The sequence below is a fragment of the Pseudomonas sp. JUb52 genome (genome assembly GCF_004341115.1).
GTDB classification, from domain to species: Bacteria; Pseudomonadota; Gammaproteobacteria; order Pseudomonadales; family Pseudomonadaceae; genus Chryseomonas; species Chryseomonas oryzihabitans.
On the sequence record NZ_SLYS01000003.1, the window covers coordinates 432,322 to 452,396 of the forward strand.

The window sequence follows — 20,075 nt, forward strand, 5'->3', positions numbered from 1 at the left end:
TGCGCAGCCTCGATCGGACCAAGGATTTTCGATGCGCTGGATCTCTCAACCCGGCTGGAAGGGCAACCTTCTGGCGCTCTTCGCCGGTGCCCTCACGCCCCTGGCGCTGGCCCCCTTCAACATCTGGCCGCTGGCGCTGCTGTCCGCCGGCCTGTTCTACCTGGGCCTCAAGGGCCTCGGTGCCTGGCGCGCCCTGCTACGCGGCTGGTGCTACGGCTTCGGCGCCTTTCTCGCCGGCACCAGCTGGATCTACGTCAGCATCCACACCTACGGTGCCGCGCCGGTACCCCTGGCGCTCTTTCTCACCGTGGGCTTCTGCGCCGGCATCGCCCTGTTCTTCGCCCTGCCCGCCGCGCTCTGGGCGCTGTGCCTGAGACGCAACCAGGCACCGCTGGGCGACGCCCTCACCTTTGCCGGCCTCTGGTTCGCCCTGGAACTGTTCCGCAGCTGGGCACTGACCGGCTTTCCCTGGCTGCTGCTCGGCTACAGCCAGCTCAACGGCCCCCTGCAGGGCCTGGCGCCCCTGGGTGGCGTCTGGCTGATCTCCGCCGCGCTGGCCTTTACCGCGGCGCTGCTGGTCAACGCCCCGCGCCTGATCATGCGGCCGCTCGCCCTGGTCGCGGGCCTGGTGCTGGTGGCCCTGCCCTGGGTGGCCGGCGACGTCTTCAAGGGCCAGGTCTGGACGCAACCCGCCGGCGCGCCGCTCAAGGTCGCCGGGGTCCAGGGCAACATCGCCCAGGAACTCAAGTGGAATCCCGACCATGCCCGCGCCACCCTGGCGCTCTATCGCGACCGCACCGCCGAGCAGACCGATGCCGACCTGGTGGTCTGGCCGGAAAACGCCATTCCCGTGCTGCGCGAATACGTCAGTGACTTCCTCGCCGCCGAAGGCGCCCAGGTGGCGGCCCATGGCGGCGCCCTGGTGACCGGCCTGCCGGCGCGGGAACGCGACGCCGACGGCGATTCGCGTTACTTCAACAGCATCACCGCGGTCGGCAACGGCTCGGGCACCTACTACAAGCAGAAGCTGGTGCCCTTCGGTGAATACGTGCCGCTGCAGGACTACCTGCGCGGCCTGATTGGCTTCTTCGATCTGCCCATGTCCGACTTCGTCCGCGGCCCCGAGCAGCAGGAACCGCTGCTGGTGAAGGGCTATCGCGTGGCGCCCTACATCTGCTACGAGGTGGTCTATCCGGAATTCGTCGCCAGCATGGCGGCCCAGAGTCAGCTGCTGCTCACCATCAGCAACGACACCTGGTTCGGCAAGTCCATCGGTCCGCAACAGCACCTGCAGATGGCACAGATGCGCGCCCTGGAAAGCGGGCGCTGGCTGGTACGGGTCACCAACGACGGCATCACCGCCCTGGTCGATCCCTTCGGTCGCATCAGCCGGCAGATCCCGGCCTTCGAGGTCGGCGTGCTGCAGGGCACCGTGGTGCCCATGGACGGCCTGACGCCCTATCTGCACTACCGCCTCTGGCCGCTGGCGATCTTTTCCGCCCTGGTGCTGCTGTGGGGCCTGCTGCTGCGTCGGCAGGATCGTCCTGAAGAAGCGCCGCTGGTGGTGACTCAGCGATAGGCGAGCGGATAGAGCAGCAGCCCAGCGGCCTCGTTGAGCAACTGGGCGGTCTGCTCGACCGCCTTGGCTTCCGGTAGCCAGCCACCGAAGGGCCGTGCATTGGCGACGCCGATGAAGCCCATGGGCGCGGCCACCACCGCGAAGCCCTGCCGTTCGAAACACCAGCGCGAACGGGCCATGTGATAGGCCTGGGTCACCAGCACCACCCGCTTCACCCCGGCCTCGCGCAGCAGCGGCGCACTCAAGGTGGCGTTTTCCCAAGTGGTGCGGCTGGCCCCTTCCTGCCAGCGCACCGGCACCCCCAGATCGCGTTCCATCACCTCGGTCATCAGCGCCGCCTCGCTCAGCGGGCGGTCATGGGGCGAGCCACCGGTGATCAGCACCGGCAGGCCACTGGCCTTGGCCAGTCGCGCGGCATAGCGCAGCCGTTCCACCGCCAGGTGACTGGCGGCATCGCCCGCCCAGCCCGGATCGTCCACCTCGCGACCGGCACCCAGCACCACGATCGCATCGGCCTGCTGCGCCAGCGTCGCCCAGCGCGCCTCGGGCAGCGCGGCATCGCGTTCCAGCAGGCGCCCGCCGGTCTCCACCACCACCGGCAGGGTACTGGCCCAGAGCCCCAGCAAACCGCCCAGGAAGCAGACCAGACCCAGGCGCGGATAGCGACGACGCAGCCACCAGCCCAGCAACAGGAGCAGCAGCAGGCCGCCCGGTGGCAGCAGCAGTTGCTTGAAGAAATAGCGCAGACCCATGGTCCCTCCGGTCGGGGGCGACCTCCGGGTCGCGGCGGCGCCTAGTGTAGGGGAGCGCCGACCGGGGCAGAAGGACTCTCGACCAGCAGTCGTCGACCCTGACACCGTGGGCAGAAGGCACCCGCCGGCTGGACCCGGCCACAGCCCAGGCAGCAGGCCATGGCGGCGTCGGTCGCCTGGTGGCGCGCCAGCCAGCGCTTGACCAAGGCGTATTCGGCCGGACTCAGGCCCTGCACCTCGACTTCCCCATCGGCCTTGTCATAGAGGCGCTCCTGGGTAGCCGCCTCATCCAGCGCCAGCGCCAGGCGCCGTTGCAGGCGCACGTCGACGGGCAGCTTTTCGGACTCGCGTCGAAACTTTCCCATGATGGCGATCATCCTCCCGAGTAATTGAACGGACGTTTGAACAGCCTAGTACGGCCCTTCCAACCCTGCCTCCCCCGGAGTGCGAAACAAGCGGCGGACCGGGACATTTCCCCGCGCTCGGGGGGTCATGTATGCTTGGCGGCTCGATCAAACGCCTCTGCAGCCCTCGACACGCCCATGCACGAACACTATCAGCCCCGCGAAATAGAAGCCGCCGCCCAGTCCTTCTGGGACCAGAATCTGTCCTTCAAGGCCACCATGCGCCCGGGCCAGGAGAAGTTCTACTGCCTGTCGATGTTCCCCTACCCCAGCGGCAAGCTGCACATGGGGCACGTGCGCAACTACACCATCGGCGACGTCATCGCCCGCTACCAGCGGATGCTGGGCAAGAACGTCCTGCAGCCCATGGGCTGGGACGCCTTCGGCATGCCCGCGGAAAACGCCGCCATGAAGAATGGCGTGGCCCCCGCCAAGTGGACCTACGAGAACATCGCCTACATGAAGTCCCAGCTGCAGAGCCTGGGTCTGGCGATCGACTGGTCCCGCGAGGTCACCACCTGCAAGCCCGACTACTATCGCTGGGAGCAGTGGCTGTTCACCCAGCTGTTCGAGAAGGGCATCATCTACCGCAAGAACGGCACGGTGAACTGGGACCCGGTGGACCAGACCGTCCTGGCCAACGAGCAGGTCATCGACGGCCGCGGCTGGCGCAGCGGTGCGCTGATCGAGAAGCGCGAGATCCCCATGTACTACTTCCGCATCACCGACTATGCGGAAGAGTTGCTGACCTCCCTCGACGGCCTGCCCGGCTGGCCCGAGCAGGTCAAGACCATGCAGCGCAACTGGATCGGCAAGTCCCGCGGCATGGAGGTGCAATTCCCCTATGACCAGGACAGCATCGGCGCCGAAGGCACCCTGAAGGTCTTCACCACCCGTCCCGACACCCTGCTCGGCGCCACCTATGTCGCCGTAGCCGCCGAACACCCGCTGGCTACCCAGGCCGCCGAGGGCAATGCCGAGCTGCAGGCCTTCATCGACGAATGCAAGCGCGGCGGCGTCGCCGAAGCCGACATCGCCACCCAGGAGAAGAAGGGCCTGGACACCGGCCTGTTCGTCCGCCATCCGCTGACCGACGCCCGCCTGCCGGTATGGGTCGCCAACTATGTGCTGATGCACTACGGCGACGGCGCGGTCATGGCCGTGCCCGGTCACGACGAGCGTGACTTCGAATTCGCCAACAAGTACCAGTTGCCCATCGTCCAGGTGGTGGATACCGCCGAGGCCACCCAGGTGCTGGCCAATCCGGACGACTACAGCCCCGAGGAATACGAGCGCTACCAGTTCGACCCGGTGCAGTGGAAGGACTGGTACGGCAGCAAGGAAGGCTTCCTGATCAATTCCGGTGCCTACGACAACCTCGCCTACGACGCCGCCTTCGACGCCATCGGCGCCGATCTGCAGGCCAAGGGCCTGGGCCAGCCGCGCACCCAGTTCCGCCTGCGCGACTGGGGCATCAGCCGCCAGCGCTACTGGGGCTGCCCGATCCCCATCATCCACGGTGACGACGGCGTCGACATCCCGGTACCGGCCGACCTGCTGCCGGTGGTGCTGCCCGAGGATGTGGTGCCGGACGGCGCCGGCTCGCCCCTGGCGCGCATACCGGAATTCTACGAGACCGTCGATCCGCGCAACGGCCAGCCGGCCCGTCGCGAAACCGACACCATGGACACCTTCGTCGAAAGCTCCTGGTACTTCGCCCGCTATGCCTCGCCGAACTTCACCGGCGGCATGCTGGACAAGGAAGAAGCCAACTACTGGCTGCCCGTCGACCAGTACATCGGCGGCATCGAGCACGCCATCCTGCACCTGCTCTACTCGCGATTCTTCCACAAGCTGATGCGCGACCAGGGCCTGATCGATTCCGACGAGCCCTTCGAGAATCTGCTGACCCAGGGCATGGTGGTGGCCGAGACCTACTACCGGACCAACCCCAACGGCAGCAAGGACTGGTTCAACCCGGCCGATGTCGAGGTGGAGCGCGATGCCAAGGCCAAGGTGATCGGGGCGCGCCTGAAGAGCGACGGCCAGCCAGTGGAAATCGGTGGCGTCGAGAAGATGTCCAAGTCGAAGAACAATGGCGTCGATCCCCAGGCGATGATCGACCAGTACGGCGCCGACACCTGCCGGCTGTTCATGATGTTCGCCTCGCCGCCGGACATGAGCCTGGAATGGTCCGACTCCGGCGTCGAGGGTGCGAGCCGCTTCCTGCGCCGCGTCTGGCGTCTGGCCCAGGCCCACGTGAGCCAGGGCCTGCCGAATGCCGGCGCCCTTGGCGAGCTGTCGCCCGCCCAGAAGGACGTCCGCCGTGCCATCCACCTGGCCATCCGCCAGGCCAGCCAGGATATCGGTCAGCATCACAAGTTCAACACCGCCATCGCCGCGGTCATGACCCTGATGAACGTGCTGGAAAAGGCCGCCCAGGACAGCGACACCGATCGCCGTCTGCTGCAGGAAGGCCTGGAGGCCGTCACCCTGCTGCTGGCGCCCATCACCCCGCACATCGCCCACGGTCTCTGGCAGCAACTGGGCCACAGCGACGCGGTCATCGACGCCCGCTGGCCGCAGGTGGACGAGAGCGCCCTGGTGCAGGACAGCCTGCAGATCGTCATCCAGGTGAACGGCAAGCTGCGCGGCCAGATCGAAGTACCGGCCGATGCAAGCCGCGAGGCCATCGAGGCCGCCGCCCGCGCCAACGAGAACGTGGCACGCTTCACCGAGGGTCTGACCATCCGCAAGGTCGTCGTGGTCCCGGGTAAACTGGTCAACATCGTCGCCAACTAAGACACGCGAACGGAGCAGACAACAGATGAAGAAACGGATTCTCCCCGGCCTTGCGGTAGTCGGCCTGGCGACCCTGCTGACCGCCTGCGGCTTCCAGCTGCGTGGCACCGGCGAAACCCGCCTGAGCCTCACCGAGCTGAACCTCACGGCGCGCGACGCCTATGGTCAGACCGTCAAGGACGTCCGCGACATGCTGGACGACGCCCATGTGCGGGTCACCTCGGGCGCGCCCTACACCCTGGACCTGGGCGGCGAAGCCCAGAGCGAGCGCACCGCCAGCTACACCAGCGGCGCTCGCAGTGCCGAGGTCGAGCTGACCACCCGTCAGCCCTATACCATCATCGGCAAGAACCAGGCGGTGCTGGTCAGCGACTACCTGGAAACCCAGCGCTACTACGTGACCGACCAGAACAACATCGTCGGTTCCGAACAGCAGAAGGACCAGCTGCGCCGCGAGATGCGTCGCGAGCTGGTGCAACAGCTGGCTGCCCGCCTGCAGGCCGTGACGCCGGAGCGCCTGGAGAAGCTGCAGCGCGACGCCGATGCCCGCGCCGCCGCCAAGGCCGAAGCCGATCGCCGCGCCCGCGAGTCCGCCCCGCCGCAGCAGTCGCCGATCGACATCCCCACCCCCGCGCGCTAAGCGCCGCATCCGGAGCCGCAAGGCTCCGGTTTGCCATTCCGGTTCAGCATGAAACTCAACGCCAACCAGCTCGGCAAGCAGCTCCAGGGCTCGCTGGCCGCCGTCTATGCCGTCAGCGGCGACGAGCCGCTGCTCTGCCAGGAAGCCAGCGATGCCATTCGCAGCGCGGCGCGCGCCCAGGGCTTCGACGAGCGCGAGGTCTTCGACGTCGATGCCGGTTTCGACTGGGGTCGCCTCTATGAGGCCGGCGCCAGCCTCTCGCTGTTCGCCCAGAAGCGCATCCTCGAATTGCGCCTGCCCACTGGCAAGCCGGGCGACAAGGGCTCGGCCGCCCTGCTCGACTACCTGGCCCGCCCCGCCGAAGACACCCTGCTGCTGATCAGCCTGCCGCGCTTGGATGCCGCCGCCCAGAAGACCAAGTGGGCCAAGGCCCTGCTGGAGCACCCGCAGGCGCAATTCGTGCAGATCTGGCCAGTGGAACTGGCGCAGCTGCCCCAGTGGATCAATCAGCGCCTGTCGCGTCTGGGGCTGGCCGCCACCCCCGAGGCGGTCGACCTGATCGCCGAGCGGGTGGAAGGCAATCTGCTGGCCGCGGCCCAGGAGATCGAAAAGCTCCGCCTGCTCATCGAAGGCTCCCAGGTGGATGCCGAGACCGTGCGCGCCTCGGTGGCCGACAGTGCCCGCTACGACGTCTTCGGCCTGCTGGACGCCGCCCTGGCCGGCGATGCGGAACATGCCCTGCGCATCCTCGAAGGCCTGCGCGGCGAAGGCGTGGAAGCCGCCGTGGTGCTCTGGGCCCTGGCCCGGGAACTGCGCCTGCTGGCCAACCTCGCCCATCTGCAGGAAAGCGGCACGCCGCTGGAGCGCGCCTTCACCCAGGTCAAGCCGCCGGTGTGGGACAAGCGGCGCCCGCTGGTCAGTCGCGCCCTGCAGCGCCAGGGCGCGCGCCGCCTGGAGGCCCTGCTGCGCGAAGCCCAGGTCGCCGACGAACAGATCAAGGGCCAGGCACCCGGCGAAGTCTGGCTGACCCTCGCCAGCCTGGCGCTGACGCTCGCCGGCAAGCGGCTGGCCCTGCCCAGGTCCTGACGCTCGCCGGCACTTGTAATGCCCGGCCCTTGCAATAGACTGGCGCGCCCCCATCAAGGGGGAGTCCCCAATCCCCGGAGCACGCACCTATGGCCAAGAAATACAGCCGCGGCCCCAACAAGGCCAAGGTCCTCGTCAGCGATCCCCGTTATCGCGCCCGCCAGGAAAAGCCCGCCAAGGGCAAGGGTAGCTACCGCCGCGAAGCCTTCTCGTTGCAAGACGAGAAGGCTTCGGTCTTTCTGGCCGCTTGAAAGCCGCGTCCAGACGCCAGCACCCGGGCCGTGCTAAGGTGAGTCTTCCTGCCTAGACGTCCGGTGGAGACAGATGCAATTCGGGAAAACCCGCGGATTCAAGACCGGCGGCCTCCTCGCCGGAACCCTGGTCACCCTGCTGACCGCCGCCCTGGCCGCCTGCGCCCAGACTCAGACGACGCCCACCGCGGCGCCCTCTTCACCCTCCTCGTCCAAACCCGCGCCCGCGGCCAATGCCCCCGCCGCGGCGGCCGAGGCCATGCCACAGCCGGACGAAAGTTTCGAGCAATGGCGCAGTCGCTTTCGCACCCTGGCCCTGGGCCGGGGCATCTCGGCCGCCACCTTCGACCAGGCCTTTGCCGGCGTGCAACCCGATCCGGCGGTGATCGCCGCCGATCGCAGCCAGCCGGAATTCACCAAGCCGGTCTGGGAATACCTGGAATCCGCCGTGTCGCCGCTGCGGGTGCGCAACGGCAAGAGCCTGCTGATCCAGCAGGCCGGGCTGTTGGCCTCGCTGGAGGCGCGCTATGGCATCGAGCCCGCGCGCCTGGTGGCCTTCTGGGGCATGGAGAGCAACTACGGCAACAACATGGGCAACAAGGGCGTCATCCGCTCCCTGGCCACCCTCGCCTACGAAGGTCGCCGCCCGGACTTCGCCCAGGACCAGCTCATCGCCGCCCTCGGCATCCTGCAGCACGGCGACGTCACCGCCGACCGCATGATCGGCTCCTGGGCCGGCGCCATGGGCCAGACCCAGTTCATCCCCACCACCTACGACCAATACGCGGTGGACTTCGATGGCGACGGTCGCCGCGACATCTGGGGCTCCACCGCCGATGCCCTGGCCTCCACCGCCAACTACCTCAAGGCCTCCGGCTGGCAGGACGGCAAGCCCTGGGGCTACGAGGTCCGGGTACCGGCCAATTTCGACTACAGCCTGGCCGACATGGGCGTGCGCAAGAGCCTGGCCGAGTGGAACGCCCTGGGTATCCAGGGCCTCGGCCTGCCGCAACCGGCCGCCCAGCCGAGTGACAGCGTCTCGCTGCTGCTGCCCGCCGGCCATCGCGGTCCGGCCTTCCTGGTGTTCAACAACTTCCGCACCATCCTCAAGTACAACAACTCCAGCTCCTATGCCCTGGGCGTGGCGCTGCTCTCGGAGCGCTATCGCGACGCCGGCCAGATCGCCGGCAGTTGGCCCACCGACGACCTGCCGCTGAGCCGCAGCGAGCGTGTGGAGTTGCAACAGCGCCTGGCCGCCCTGGGGCTCGACCCGGGCAGCGCCGACGGCATCATCGGCGCCAACACCCGCAAGGCCATCCGCGCCTACCAGCAGTCCCAGGGCTGGCCCGCCGACGGCTATCCCAACCATCAGTTGCTGGACAAGCTGCGCGGTTGATATCCCGTTCCGATCGGCGGTCTCAGCGTGCACGGATCGGCATTCTGAGGATCGCCCCTCGGGCGAACTGAGCAAACTGCGATCGCCAAGGTCGAACGCGAGTCGCGTCGCCCGGGGTACTCGAAACGCCCGGGCTCCATTCAAGCCAAGGAACCCGAGATGAGTATTGCTGCCAATGCAGGACGCCTTCCCGACGAGAACACCCTGACCCACCTGCCGCGCCTGGTGGCGCGCTACTACAGCGATCGCCCCGACCCCAGCGATCCGGGTCAGCAGGTCGCCTTCGGCACCTCCGGGCACCGTGGCTCCTCGCTCAAGGGCAGCTTCAACGAGTGGCACATCCTCGCCATCACCCAGGCCATCTGCGAATACCGCAAGGCCCAGGGCGTCGACGGCCCGCTGTTCATGGGCATGGACACCCACGCGCTGTCCGAACCGGCCTTCATCTCCGCCCTGGAAGTGCTCGCCGCCAACGGCGTGGAGGTCCGTATCGACGCCGGCTGCGCCGAGACCCATGGCGAACCGGGCTATACCCCCACCCCGGCGCTGTCCAACGCCATCCTCGAATACAACGCCGGCCGCAGCTCGGGCCTGGCCGACGGCATCGTCATCACCCCGTCGCACAATCCGCCGGCCGATGGCGGCTTCAAGTACAACCCCACCAATGGCGGCCCGGCCGACACCAACGTCACCAAGAGCATCCAGGACCGCGCCAATGCCCTGCTGGTGGCCGGTCTCGACGGCGTCAAGCGGATGGATTACCGCCAGGCGCTCAAGGCCGCCACCACCCACAAATTCGATTTCCTCGACAGCTACGTGAGCGGCCTGGGTCAGGTCATCGACCTGGACGCCATCCGCAGCTCCGGCCTGACCTTTGGCGTCGATCCCCTGGGCGGCGCCGGGGTGCACTACTGGCCGCGCATCGCCGAGCGCTACGGCCTGCCGCTGGAGGTGCTGTCGACCCGCGTCGACCAGACCTTCCGCTTCATGCGCCTGGACTGGGACGGCAAGATCCGCATGGACTGCAGCTCGCCCCACGCCATGGCCGGCCTGATCGAGAACAAGGACAGATTCGACGTCTCCTTCGCCTGCGACACCGACCATGACCGCCACGGCATCGTCGCCCGCTCGGTGGGGCTGCTCAATCCCAACCACTACCTGGCGGTGGCCATCGAATACCTCTTCACCCACCGCCCGCAGTGGAGCCAGCAGGCCGGCATCGGCAAGACCCTGGTGTCCTCCTCGATGATCGACCGCGTGGCCCAGGGCATTGGCCGCCAGATGGTGGAAGTGCCGGTAGGCTTCAAGTGGTTCGTCGACGGCCTGCTGGACGGCAGCCTGGGCTTCGGCGGCGAGGAATCCGCCGGGGCCTCCTTCCTGCGCAAGGCCGGTGGCGCCTGGTCCACCGACAAGGACGGCATCATCCTCGGCCTCTTGGCTGCGGAAATCACCGCCGTGACCGGCAAGGACCCGGGCGAGCGCTACCAGGCCCTGACCGAGCGCTTCGGCGCCCCGGTCTACCAGCGCATCGACGCCGCCGCCGACCGCGAGCAGAAGGCTCGGCTGAGCAAGCTCTCCGCCGCCCAGGTCACCGCCAAGGAGCTGGCCGGCCAGCCGATCACCGCCATCCTCACCGAGGCCCCCGGCAACGGCGCCGCCATCGGTGGCCTCAAGGTGGTCACCGAGAACGGCTGGTTCGCCGCCCGTCCCTCCGGTACCGAGGACGTCTACAAGATCTACGCCGAAAGCTTCGAGGGCGAAGCCCACCTGGGGCGTATCCAGGAAGAAGCCAAGGCGCTGGTGGATGGGGTGCTGCGCGGGTAACGGCGCATCACCCCTCACCCCAACCCTCTCTCGAAGGGAGAGGGGGCTGGAAGCGGTGAGGGGTTCAAATCCGCAATAGAAAAGGGCAGCCACTGGGCTGCCCTTTTTCATGACGACGCCAGGATCAGTTGATCTTGGTACCGTGCGCCTGCTGGTCGGCGTGGTAGGAGGAACGCACCAGCGGACCGGAGGCGACGTTCTTGAAGCCCATCTTGGCGCCTTCCTCGGCGTACCAGGCGAAGGTATCCGGGTGGACGAAGCGCTGCACCGGCAGGTGGTTGCGCGAGGGCTGCAGATACTGGCCGAGGGTCAGCATGTCGATCTCGTGCTCGCGCATGCGCTGCATGACCTCGATGACTTCCTCGTCGGTTTCGCCCAGGCCCAGCATCAGGCCGGACTTGGTCGGCACGTGGGGCACGCGCTTCTTGAAGTTCTGCAGCAGGTCCAGCGACCACTCGAAGTCCGAACCCGGGCGCGCGGCCTTGTACAGGCGCGGGACGGTCTCCAGGTTGTGGTTGAAGACATCCGGCGGCTCCTGCTCGGTGATGGCCAGGGCGACGTCCATGCGGCCGCGATAGTCCGGCACCAGGGTCTCCAGTTGGATGCCGGGGGTCAGCTTGCGGATCTCGCGCAGGCAATCGACGAAGTGCTGGGCACCGCCGTCGCGCAGGTCGTCGCGGTCCACCGAGGTGATCACCACGTACTTCAGACCCAGGTCGGCGATGGCCACCGCCAGGTTCTTCGGCTCGTCCACGTCCAACGGCTTCGGCCGGCCGTGGCCGACGTCGCAGAAGGGGCAGCGACGGGTGCAGATGTCACCCATGATCATGAAGGTGGCGGTGCCACCGGAGAAGCACTCGCCCAGGTTGGGGCAGGACGCCTCTTCGCAGACACTGTGCAGCTTGTGCTTGCGCAGCAGCTGCTTGATGCGCTCGACCTCGGGGGTGACCGGGATGCGCACGCGGATCCAGTCCGGCTTGCGCGGCAGCTCTTCGGTGGGAATGATCTTTACCGGGATGCGCGCGACCTTTTCGGCGCCGCGCAGCTTGACGCCGGCTTCCACCTTGCTGGGGCGGGCGGGCGGGGTAAGGGTCTGGACGCTGTCTTGTACTGTAGTGGTCATGTCAATCCGATTCCAGGGTGATCGGTTCGGGGTAGCCCAGGCGCAGACTCAGGTGACGCACCAGAGACTCGCGGACCTCGTCGAAAGCTAGTGGCCCGGTCACCAGATCGCGGAGCTGGGTCATGGCCAGGCCGGCATAACCGCAGGGGTTGATCCGGCGGAATGGTGCCAGATCCATGTCAACGTTGAGCGCCAGGCCGTGGAAGGACCGGCCATTGCGGATGCGCAGCCCGAGGGAGGCGATCTTGGCGCCGTCCACATAGACACCCGGCGCATCGGCCCGGGCCGCGGCCTGCACGCCCCAGTCGGCGAGCAGCGCGATCAGGCTGTCTTCCATGGCGCTGACCAATTCTCGCACGCCCAGGCCCTTGCGGCGAACATCCAGCAGCACATAGGCGATGAGCTGACCGGGGCCATGGTACGTGACCTGGCCGCCGCGATCGACCTGCACCACCGGAATGTCGCCCACGGCGAGCAGGTGCTCGGGCTTGCCGGCCTGGCCCTGGGTAAAGACCGCGGGGTGCTGCAGCAGCCAGAGTTCGTCGGGAGTGGCCGGGCCGCGCTCGTCGGTGAAGCGGCGCATGGCCTCCAGGGTCGCCTCGTAGGGCCTCAGGCCCCAGCGGCGCACGCCCAGGCTGGCCGGGGCGGGAGTGGTCATCAGATCACCATGTGCACGCGGCCGGTGGCGCGCAGGTCCTGGTGGATGGCCTGCAGCTGGTCCACGCCGGTGGCGGTGATGAGCACCTGCACGGAGAGAAAGCGGCCGTTGCGACTGTCGCGCGTCACCAGGGTGCCGCGATCCAGATCCGGGGCGTGGCGCTGGACGGTGTCGAGCACCAGCTCGGCGAAATCGGCACCGGCGTCGCCGATCACCTTGATCGGATAGCGCGGGCAGGGAAATTCGATCTTGGGGGGTTTAACGTCTTCGGTCATGCGGACTTCCAGGCCGAGCTCTGTCGGCAGGGGGTGAAAGGCCCGCAGATGCGGGCCTTTCCAGGGTGACGGATCAGTTGAACAATCCGTAGAAGAACAGGCGAATGCTATCCCACAGGCGACGGAAGAGGCCACCCTCCTCGACCGGCTGCAGCGCGACCAGGTCGGCGGTGTGCACCACCTTGTCATCCAGCTTCACCTCGACCTTGCCGATCACCTGGCCCTGGGCGATGGGCGCGATCAGCTGCGGATTGAGCACCATCTCGGCGTGCAGCTTCTTGGCCTGGCCGCGCGGCAGGGTCATGGTCAGGTCGTTGGCCAGACCGGCCTGGACTTCGCGGCTGTCACCCTTCCATACCGGCGCCTTGGCCAGCTCGGTGCCCTTCTTGTAGAAGGACTGGGTCTCGAAGAAGCGGAAACCGTAGGTCAGCAGCTTCTGGGTCTCGGCGGCGCGGGCCTGTTCGCTGTTGGTGCCGAACACCACGGCGACCAGACGCATGCCGTCGCGCACGGCCGAGGCCACCAGGCAGTAGCCGGCTTCGTCGGTGTGGCCGGTCTTCAGGCCGTCGACGGTCTTGTCGCGCCACAGCAAGAGGTTGCGGTTGGGCTGCTTGATGTTGTTCCAGAAGAATTCCTTCTGGGAGTAGATGGCGTAGTGCTGGGCATCGGCGTTGATGATGGCGCGCGCCAGGATCGCCATGTCGTGGGCCGAGGAATAGTGATTCGGATCCGGCAGGCCGGTGGCGTCCATGAAGTGGGTGTTCTGCATGCCCAGCTTCTGCGCGGTGGTGTTCATCATGTCGGCGAAGGCGTCTTCGCTGCCGGCGATGTGCTCGGCCAGGGCGACGCTGGCGTCGTTGCCGGACTGGATGATGATGCCGTGCAGCAGGTCACCGACCGACACCTGGGTGCCGACCTTGATGAACATCCGCGAACCGCCGGTACGCCAGGCGTGCTCGCTGACGGTGACCATGTCCGATTCCTTGATGCGACCCCGGTTGATTTCCAGGGTGGCGATGTAGGCGGTCATCAGCTTGGTCAGGCTGGCCGGCGGCAGGCGCTGGTCGGAGTTGGATTCGGTGAGCACGGCGCCGCTGTTGGCATCCATGAGAATCCAGGCCTTGGCGGCCAGCTGGGGCGCCGCCGGAACCATTGTCTCGGCCGCCCAGACGGCCGGGACACAGGCGATCGTTACTAGGAGGAGCAGGCGTCGAGCGAGTTTTGCGATTGTCATCCGAATCTCTGAAAGGTTGGGGTATGGCAGGAGCAGCGGACCCAGACCGCACGGTCCACGGCGATCCGCGCGAGGCGGATCACGACGGCTGGGGCCGGCGACTGGGCGTCATGAAGCATCCCTGCTTCAATCCGGTTGCACGAGAGACGCCTGACCCAGGCGGGCCACGCGTACGCTGTTCTGGAGCTGGGAGACCTCAGCCGGCTGGACCGGTCCGAGGCGGACCCGATGCAAGGTCTGCTGGTTGCGCACCGTCGAACTGATGAACACCGGGGCACCGGTCAGGTCGCTGAGCTTGTCCTTGAGCAATTCCGCAGCGTCCGGATTGGCGAAGGCCGCCACCTGCAGATAGAGCCCAGCGGCTGGGACAGAAACGTTTTTTTTTGCGTCGACGGCCGCAGGCGTCACCGGCTCGGCGTGCTGGTTGACCGGTGGCGTATAGGTCTCGATGGCGCCAAAGGTCTGGGTCTCGGTGGTCTTCTGGGCCACCGGCGCCTGGCGCGGCTGGGCCAGCACCATGGGCACCGCCTGGCCGCGCTGGGCCCAGTACTGCTGCGGATCTATGCCCTCGACGCTGACCCGGGCGGTACCGATCTCGGCGTAGCCGAGCTTCTTGGCCGCGGCAAAGGACAGGTCGATGACCCGGTCGGAATAGAAGGGGCCACGGTCGTTGACGCGCAGGATCACGCTGCGGCCGTTGTCCAGGTTGGTGACCCGCACGTAGCTGGGCAGCGGCAGGGTCTTGTGCGCCGCGGTCATGCCATAGAGGTCGTAGGTCTCGCCGTTGGCGGTGGCCTGACCATGGAACTTGGTGCCGTACCAGGAGGCGGTGCCGGTCACGCGGTAGTTGCGCGAATCGGTCAGCGGGAAGTAGGTCTTGCCCAGTACCGTATAGGGGTTGTTCTTCAGCGGCCCGTTGTAGGGCATGGGCACGGCGTCGGGGATCTTGCTGACGTCCACGTCCCACCAGGGCGCGCCGTCGCGGTGCGGACGCAAATAGCCGCCCGGTCCGGCCACGCCCTTGCTGGTCGGCTTGGGCGCCTGGCTGGAACAGCTCACCAGCAGCAGGCCGAGGCCCAGGCAACCGGCCAGGCGCGCCAGGGCAGTCAGGCGCATCACGGCTTGCTACCCTCGGCGGCATGGCGTTCGGCGATGGCATTGGCCAAATCGGTCACCGCCATGGCGTACATGACGCTGCGGTTGTATCGGGTAATGGCGTAGAAATTGGGCAGGCCCATCCAGTACTCCGGTCCCTTGTCTCCGTCGAGGCGGAACGAGGTTACACGCAAATCGTCACGCAGGGCAGGGTCTTGGGCGTTCCAGCCCAGGGCGCGCAACTCGGCGACGCTCTTGACCGGCTCGATGCCGGCCACCACGCCCTCCTCCACCCGCTCGCCACTGACCTGGGCGCGAATGGCGGTGGGACCGCGCCCGGACCAGCCGTGGCGCTTGAAGTAGTTGGCCACGCTGCCGATGGCGTCGGTGGGATCGGACCAGATGTTGATGTGGCCGTCGCCGTCGAAGTCCACCGCATAGGCGCGGAAGCTGCCCGGCATGAATTGCGGCAGGCCCATGGCGCCGGCATAGGAGCCGGTCAGGCTGAGCGGATCGACCTGTTGCTCGCGGGCCAGCAGCAGGAATTCGCGCAGCTGGCTGCGGAAGAAGGGCGCGCGCGGCGGATAGTCGAAAGCCAGGGTCGAGAGCGCGTCCAGCACCCGGTAGTTGCCGGTGTTGCGGCCGTAGAAGGTTTCCACGCCAATGATGGCGACGATGAACTGGGCCGGCACGTCGTATTCGTGCTCGGCGCGGGCCAGGGCCTCTTCGTGGGCCTTCCAGAACTCGACGCCCTGGGCAATGCGCCGATCGGTGATGAAGATGGGGCGGTATTCGCTCCAGGGCTTGACCCGCTCGGCCGGTCGCGAGATGGCGTCGAGGATGGCCTGCTTGCGCTCGACCTCGCCGAACAGCGCCTGCAGCTGTTCCGGGGCGAAGCCATAGCTCTGACTCATCTCGGCGATGAAGTCGCGCGTCAGCGGTGCCGCGTCGTAGTCACCCGCGACGACGCCGGTCGTCACGCCCATCGCACCCGCGAGCCCGAGGCTCAGCAGGCAGCGACGCATCCATCCCATTGTCGGCATCTAACCCTCTTTGTTGCGTGTTAAACCTGGGCGATCCACTTGCGGTGCGTGTGGATCGACATCAAAACTCCGAACCCGGTGAACAAGGTGACCACCGAGGTGCCGCCATAGCTGATGAATGGCAGCGGTACGCCCACCACGGGGAGCAGGCCGCTGACCATGCCGATATTGACGAAGACATAGACGAAGAAGGTCATGGTCACGCCGCCGGCGAGCAACTTGCCGAACAACGTCTGGGCCTGCACCGTGATGGTCAGGCCGCGACCGATGAGCAGCAGATAGAGCACCAGCAGCAGGCAGACGCCGACCATGCCGAACTCTTCGCCGAGGACGGCAATGATAAAGTCCGTGTGACTTTCCGGCAAAAAATCCAGATGAGACTGGGTACCCAGCAGCCAGCCCTTGCCGAACACCCCGCCCGAGCCGATGGCGGCCTTGGACTGGATGATGTTCCAGCCGGCGCCCAGGGGGTCCATCTCCGGATCGAGGAAGGTCAGGATCCGGCGCTTCTGGTAGTCGTGCAGGACAAAGAACCACATGGCCACCGCCAGGGGCACCGCGGCGCTCACCGCGCCGATCAGCCAGCGCCACCGCAGGCCGCCGACGAACAGCACGAAGCCGCCCGAGGCCAGCACCAGCATGGCGGTGCCGAGATCGGGCTGGTCGAGGATCAGCACGAAGGGCACCACCACCAGCGACAGGCTGATGACGCTGTGCTTGAAGTTGGGCGGCAGGCTGCGCTTGGACAGGTACCAGGCCATCATCATGGGCATCAGGAGCTTCATGAATTCCGACGGCTGGAAGCGGATGACCCCGGGAATGTTGATCCAGCGGGTGGCGCCCATGGCGTTGTGGCCCATGACGTCCACCACCACCAGCAGGGCCACGCCGATCACGTAGCCCAGGGGCACCCAGCGCGCCATGAAGCGCGGTTCGAGCTGGGCGACGACGGCCATGGCCACCAGGCCGAGGCCAAAGGAGCTGGCCTGCTTGAACAGCAGGTCGAGATTGCGGCCACCCGCGGAATAGAGGACGAACAGGCCGGTCGCCCCCAGCATCAGCAGCAGGATCAGCAAGGGGCCGTCGATGTGCAGGCGCTGCAACAGGGTGGCGCGCCGCTTCATCACGTCCCCTTCGGGGATGGTGCGATCGAAGTTGGGAGCAAGACTCATGGCTGCACCTTGGTCGCGGCGGCGGTCGCCCCGGCGGTAGTCGGCTTGGCGTACTCGGCCTTGAGATGGCCCTGCTCATCGAGCAGCCAGGCATCCAGCACCTGGCGTACCACCGGGGCGGCCACACCGCTGCCCGATTCGCCGTTCTCGACCATCACCGCCACGGCGATCTGCGGATTATCGGCCGGGGCGAAGGCAACGAACAGGGCGTGGTCGCGATGGCGTTCCTTGAGCGCGGCCGAGTTGTACTTCTCGTTCTGGCGAATCGCGACCACCTGGGCGGTACCGCTCTTGCCGGCGATGCGGTACTGGGCGCCGACATTGATCTTGTGCGCAGTGCCGCGTGGATTCTGCACCACCATTTCCATGCCGTGGATGGCGCGATCCCAGTAGCTGTCATCCCTGAGCTGGATGTCAGGCATGGGATTGCTATCCACCGGCGGCTGGCCGTCGAGGGTCTTGGCCAGGTGCGGACGAATCCATTTGCCGTGGTTGGCGATCAGGGTAGTGACCTGCGCCAACTGCAGCGGTGTGGTCTGCATGTAGCCCTGGCCAATGCCGAGGATCAGCGTCTCGCCGGGGAACCAGGCCTGGCGACGGGTGGCACGCTTCCACTGGCGCGACGGCATCAGCCCCGGCGCCTCCTCGAACATGTCTAGGGAGACCTTTTGGCCGAGGCCGAACTTGCCCATGTACTCGGCGAGCCGATCGATGCCGATCTTGTGGGCAAGGTCGTAGAAATAGGTGTCGTTGGATCTCATCAGCGCCATGTCGAGATCCACGTAGCCGTCGCCGCCGTGGTTCCAGTTGCGGTACTTGTGATCGTAGTTGGGCAACTCGTAGTAGCCCGGATCGAAGACCCGTGCCTGGGGCGTGGTGGCGCCGCTGTCGAGACCGGCGATGGCCACCGCCGGCTTGATGGTCGAACCGGGCGGATAGAGGCCGCGCAGCACCCGGTTGTAGAGCGGGCGATCGATGGAGTCGCGCAGCTCGGAATATTCCTTGAAACTGATCCCGGTCACGAAGGGATTGGGGTCGTAGCTCGGCTGGCTGACCATGGCCAGCACCTCGCCGGTCTTGGGCTGGATGGCGACGATGGCCCCGCGACGTCCGCCCAGGGCGGCTTCGGCGGCGGCCTGCAGCCGCGAGTCGATGGTCAGGACGATGTCCTTGCCGGGCTTGGGATCAGTGCGATTGAGCACCCGCAGGACCCGGCCACGGGCGTTGGTCTCCACCTCTTCGTAGCCCACCTCGCCGTGCAGCTCGGGCTCGTAGAAGCGCTCCACGCCGGTCTTGCCGATGTGGTGGGTGCCGCTGTAGTTGACCGGATCCAGGCGCTTGAGCTCCTGTTCGTTGATCCGCCCGACATAGCCCACCGAATGGGCGAAGTGCTCGCCCATGGGATAGTGGCGTACCAGCTGCGCCGTGACCTCGACCCCGGGCAGGCGGAACTGGTTGACGGCGATCTTGGCGATCTGCTCCTCGGTCAGTTCGAACAGCACCGGCACCGGCTCGAACGGCCGCCGCCCCTGCTTCATGCGCTTTTCGAACAGCTCGCGGTCTTCCTCGGTCAGGCCCAAGACCTGCACCAGGGTATCGAGGGTCTGCCGCCAGTTGTCGGCCCGCTCCCGGGTGATGGTCAGGCTGAAGCTGGGGCGGTTGTCGGCGACGATGATGCCGTTGCGGTCGTAGATCAGGCCGCGGGTGGGCGGGATCGGCTGGACATGGACCCGGTTGTTTTCCGACAGGGTCGAGTGGTAGTCGTGCTGGATGACCTGCAGGTAGTACATGCGCGCCACCAGTACGCAGGCGAGCACAAGAAAGAGCACCGCCCCGACGGTCACGCGGGCGCGGACGAGCTGGGCGTCTTTCTCGTGGTCCTTGAGGCGTATGGGTTGCGACATCGCAGGTACGGACTACTTGTGATACGGATGGCCGGCCAGTACGGTCCAGGCGCGATAGAGCTGCTCACCGACGAGGATGCGCACCAGCGGATGCGGCAGGGTCAGCGGCGAGAGCGACCAGCGCTGTTCGCTGCGCGCCTGCACCTCGGGAGCGAGACCCTCGGGACCGCCGACCATGAGGTTGACGGTCCGGGCTTCCAGGCGCCACTGCTGGAGTGTTTCAGCCAGTTGCTCGGTGCTCCAGGGCTTGCCGGTGACCTCCAGGGTCACCACGCGCTCGCCCGGCTGCACCTTGGCCAGCATGGCCTCACCCTCCTGGCGGATCAGCCGGGCGACGTCGGCGTTCTTGCCACGGGTCTGCAGCGGGATCTCGACGAGTTCCAACGGCAGTTCCGGCGGCAGACGCTTGACGTACTCGTGCCAGCCCTCTTCGACCCAGCGCGGCATGCGCGAGCCGACGGCGATGAGACGCAGGCGCACCGGACTTATTCGCCGTGGGCGGCGCGGCTCTGCTCGGCACCGCGCCAGAGGCGCTCGAGGTCATAGAACTCGCGGGTGGTCGGCAGCATCACGTGGACGACCACGTCGCCCAGGTCCAGCAGCGCCCATTCGCCGCCTTCCAGGCCTTCGCTGCCCAGCGGGCGCACGCCCTGCTGCTTGACCTTTTCCAGCACGTTGTCGGCCAGCGACTTGACGTGGCGGCTGGAGGTGCCGCTGGCGATGACCATGATGTCGGTCACGCTGGTCTTTTCCCGCACGTCCAGGGAGATGATGTCCTGGGCCTTCATGTCTTCCAGGGCGGCGATGGCCACCTGGACGAGTTGTTCGCTTTGCATG

19 protein-coding genes are annotated in these 20,075 nt (G+C 67.0%); 7 read left to right on the forward strand and 12 right to left on the reverse strand.

Going from position 1 to position 20,075, the window contains the following annotated elements:
• Window positions 1-31 precede the first annotated feature (31 nt).
• Complete coding sequence (gene lnt / locus EC839_RS07625) at window positions 32-1,579, forward strand: apolipoprotein N-acyltransferase (RefSeq protein WP_007159651.1); 1,548 nt, start codon at window positions 32-34, stop codon at window positions 1,577-1,579.
• On the opposite strand, the gene EC839_RS07630 is transcribed toward lnt, so the two are convergent.
• Window positions 1,570-2,331 (reverse strand): YdcF family protein, encoded by a 762-nt coding sequence (locus EC839_RS07630; RefSeq protein ID WP_007159652.1) that lies wholly within the window; start codon window positions 2,329-2,331, stop codon window positions 1,570-1,572. The genes lnt and EC839_RS07630 overlap by 10 nt on opposite strands.
• Window positions 2,332-2,372: 41 nt before the next feature.
• Window positions 2,373-2,696, reverse strand: a complete 324-nt coding sequence (locus EC839_RS07635) for a hypothetical protein (protein ID WP_237709531.1) — start codon at window positions 2,694-2,696, stop codon at window positions 2,373-2,375.
• Between the two features lie 177 nt (window positions 2,697-2,873).
• On the opposite strand from EC839_RS07635, the gene leuS reads away from it, so the two are divergent.
• The 6 genes from leuS to pgm all read left to right on the forward strand — a co-directional run bounded on the left by leuS (window position 2,874) and on the right by pgm (window position 10,734).
• A complete protein-coding gene (gene leuS, locus EC839_RS07640) occupies window positions 2,874-5,537 on the forward strand; it encodes a leucine--tRNA ligase (RefSeq protein ID WP_132832493.1) in 2,664 nt (887 codons plus the stop codon).
• 25 nt (window positions 5,538-5,562) lie between these two features.
• Window positions 5,563-6,177 carry an LPS assembly lipoprotein LptE gene (gene lptE / locus EC839_RS07645; RefSeq protein ID WP_007159655.1) on the forward strand — a complete coding sequence of 205 codons (615 nt, stop codon included), beginning with the start codon at window positions 5,563-5,565 and terminating at the stop codon, window positions 6,175-6,177.
• 48 nt (window positions 6,178-6,225) lie between these two features.
• Window positions 6,226-7,263 carry a DNA polymerase III subunit delta gene (gene holA, locus EC839_RS07650; RefSeq protein ID WP_007159656.1) on the forward strand — a complete coding sequence of 346 codons (1,038 nt, stop codon included), beginning with the start codon at window positions 6,226-6,228 and terminating at the stop codon, window positions 7,261-7,263.
• Between the two features lie 89 nt (window positions 7,264-7,352).
• The gene (arfA, locus tag EC839_RS07655; RefSeq protein ID WP_007159657.1) at window positions 7,353-7,514 is read left to right on the forward strand and encodes an alternative ribosome rescue factor ArfA; all 162 of its coding nucleotides are present in this window, start codon (window positions 7,353-7,355) and stop codon (window positions 7,512-7,514) included.
• Between the two features lie 73 nt (window positions 7,515-7,587).
• Window positions 7,588-8,910 carry a lytic murein transglycosylase gene (locus EC839_RS07660; RefSeq protein WP_007159658.1) on the forward strand — a complete coding sequence of 441 codons (1,323 nt, stop codon included), beginning with the start codon at window positions 7,588-7,590 and terminating at the stop codon, window positions 8,908-8,910.
• A gap of 159 nt (window positions 8,911-9,069) precedes the next feature.
• Window positions 9,070-10,734: a phosphoglucomutase (alpha-D-glucose-1,6-bisphosphate-dependent) gene (pgm, locus tag EC839_RS07665; RefSeq protein WP_007159659.1), complete on the forward strand. Its 1,665-nt coding sequence runs from the start codon at window positions 9,070-9,072 to the stop codon at window positions 10,732-10,734.
• A gap of 124 nt (window positions 10,735-10,858) precedes the next feature.
• On the opposite strand, the gene lipA is transcribed toward pgm, so the two are convergent.
• The 10 genes from lipA to rsfS form a co-directional block, all read right to left on the reverse strand.
• Window positions 10,859-11,857 carry a lipoyl synthase gene (gene lipA, locus EC839_RS07670; RefSeq protein WP_007159660.1) on the reverse strand — a complete coding sequence of 333 codons (999 nt, stop codon included), beginning with the start codon at window positions 11,855-11,857 and terminating at the stop codon, window positions 10,859-10,861.
• A gap of 1 nt (window position 11,858) precedes the next feature.
• Window positions 11,859-12,515, reverse strand: a complete 657-nt coding sequence (lipB, locus tag EC839_RS07675; RefSeq protein ID WP_007159661.1) for a lipoyl(octanoyl) transferase LipB — start codon at window positions 12,513-12,515, stop codon at window positions 11,859-11,861.
• The gene (locus EC839_RS07680) at window positions 12,515-12,790 is read right to left on the reverse strand and encodes a DUF493 domain-containing protein (RefSeq protein ID WP_007159662.1); all 276 of its coding nucleotides are present in this window, start codon (window positions 12,788-12,790) and stop codon (window positions 12,515-12,517) included. The genes lipB and EC839_RS07680 overlap by 1 nt, the downstream gene beginning before the upstream one ends.
• 73 nt (window positions 12,791-12,863) lie before the next feature.
• Window positions 12,864-14,024, reverse strand: coding sequence for a D-alanyl-D-alanine carboxypeptidase family protein (locus EC839_RS07685; RefSeq protein WP_007159663.1), 1,161 nt, complete (start codon window positions 14,022-14,024; stop codon window positions 12,864-12,866).
• A 126-nt stretch (window positions 14,025-14,150) separates the two neighbouring features.
• A complete protein-coding gene (locus tag EC839_RS07690) occupies window positions 14,151-15,140 on the reverse strand; it encodes a septal ring lytic transglycosylase RlpA family protein (RefSeq protein ID WP_132832498.1) in 990 nt (329 codons plus the stop codon).
• Entirely contained in the window at window positions 15,140-16,162 is a 1,023-nt protein-coding gene (gene mltB / locus EC839_RS07695; protein WP_039975415.1) for a lytic murein transglycosylase B, read from the reverse strand. The genes EC839_RS07690 and mltB overlap by 1 nt, the downstream gene beginning before the upstream one ends.
• 20 nt (window positions 16,163-16,182) lie before the next feature.
• Window positions 16,183-17,286, reverse strand: a complete 1,104-nt coding sequence (gene rodA, locus EC839_RS07700; RefSeq protein WP_132832499.1) for a rod shape-determining protein RodA — start codon at window positions 17,284-17,286, stop codon at window positions 16,183-16,185.
• Window positions 17,287-17,330: 44 nt separating this feature from the next.
• Entirely contained in the window at window positions 17,331-19,238 is a 1,908-nt protein-coding gene (gene mrdA / locus EC839_RS07705) for a penicillin-binding protein 2 (RefSeq protein ID WP_007159667.1), read from the reverse strand.
• 12 nt (window positions 19,239-19,250) lie between these two features.
• On the reverse strand, window positions 19,251-19,718 hold the full coding sequence (rlmH, locus tag EC839_RS07710) for a 23S rRNA (pseudouridine(1915)-N(3))-methyltransferase RlmH (RefSeq protein ID WP_007159668.1): 468 nt from the start codon (window positions 19,716-19,718) through the stop codon (window positions 19,251-19,253).
• A 5-nt stretch (window positions 19,719-19,723) separates the two neighbouring features.
• A complete protein-coding gene (gene rsfS / locus EC839_RS07715) occupies window positions 19,724-20,074 on the reverse strand; it encodes a ribosome silencing factor (RefSeq protein WP_007159669.1) in 351 nt (116 codons plus the stop codon).
• Window position 20,075 lies beyond the last annotated feature (1 nt).

What these genes read in the sequence shown, in the direction of transcription:
- lnt (WP_007159651.1), top strand. Translation starts at nt 32, where the DNA reads ATGCGCTGGATCTCTCAACCCGGCTGGAAGGGCAACCTTCTGGCGCTC.
- EC839_RS07630 (WP_007159652.1), bottom strand. Translation starts at nt 2,331, where the DNA reads ATGGGTCTGCGCTATTTCTTCAAGCAACTGCTGCTGCCACCGGGCGGC.
- EC839_RS07635 (WP_237709531.1), bottom strand. Translation starts at nt 2,696, where the DNA reads ATGGGAAAGTTTCGACGCGAGTCCGAAAAGCTGCCCGTCGACGTGCGC.
- leuS (WP_132832493.1), top strand. Translation starts at nt 2,874, where the DNA reads ATGCACGAACACTATCAGCCCCGCGAAATAGAAGCCGCCGCCCAGTCC.
- lptE (WP_007159655.1), top strand. Translation starts at nt 5,563, where the DNA reads ATGAAGAAACGGATTCTCCCCGGCCTTGCGGTAGTCGGCCTGGCGACC.
- holA (WP_007159656.1), top strand. Translation starts at nt 6,226, where the DNA reads ATGAAACTCAACGCCAACCAGCTCGGCAAGCAGCTCCAGGGCTCGCTG.
- arfA (WP_007159657.1), top strand. Translation starts at nt 7,353, where the DNA reads ATGGCCAAGAAATACAGCCGCGGCCCCAACAAGGCCAAGGTCCTCGTC.
- EC839_RS07660 (WP_007159658.1), top strand. Translation starts at nt 7,588, where the DNA reads ATGCAATTCGGGAAAACCCGCGGATTCAAGACCGGCGGCCTCCTCGCC.
- pgm (WP_007159659.1), top strand. Translation starts at nt 9,070, where the DNA reads ATGAGTATTGCTGCCAATGCAGGACGCCTTCCCGACGAGAACACCCTG.
- lipA (WP_007159660.1), bottom strand. Translation starts at nt 11,857, where the DNA reads ATGACCACTACAGTACAAGACAGCGTCCAGACCCTTACCCCGCCCGCC.
- lipB (WP_007159661.1), bottom strand. Translation starts at nt 12,515, where the DNA reads ATGACCACTCCCGCCCCGGCCAGCCTGGGCGTGCGCCGCTGGGGCCTG.
- EC839_RS07680 (WP_007159662.1), bottom strand. Translation starts at nt 12,790, where the DNA reads ATGACCGAAGACGTTAAACCCCCCAAGATCGAATTTCCCTGCCCGCGC.
- EC839_RS07685 (WP_007159663.1), bottom strand. Translation starts at nt 14,024, where the DNA reads ATGACAATCGCAAAACTCGCTCGACGCCTGCTCCTCCTAGTAACGATC.
- EC839_RS07690 (WP_132832498.1), bottom strand. Translation starts at nt 15,140, where the DNA reads ATGCGCCTGACTGCCCTGGCGCGCCTGGCCGGTTGCCTGGGCCTCGGC.
- mltB (WP_039975415.1), bottom strand. Translation starts at nt 16,162, where the DNA reads ATGCCGACAATGGGATGGATGCGTCGCTGCCTGCTGAGCCTCGGGCTC.
- rodA (WP_132832499.1), bottom strand. Translation starts at nt 17,286, where the DNA reads ATGAAGCGGCGCGCCACCCTGTTGCAGCGCCTGCACATCGACGGCCCC.
- mrdA (WP_007159667.1), bottom strand. Translation starts at nt 19,238, where the DNA reads ATGTCGCAACCCATACGCCTCAAGGACCACGAGAAAGACGCCCAGCTC.
- rsfS (WP_007159669.1), bottom strand. Translation starts at nt 20,074, where the DNA reads ATGCAAAGCGAACAACTCGTCCAGGTGGCCATCGCCGCCCTGGAAGAC.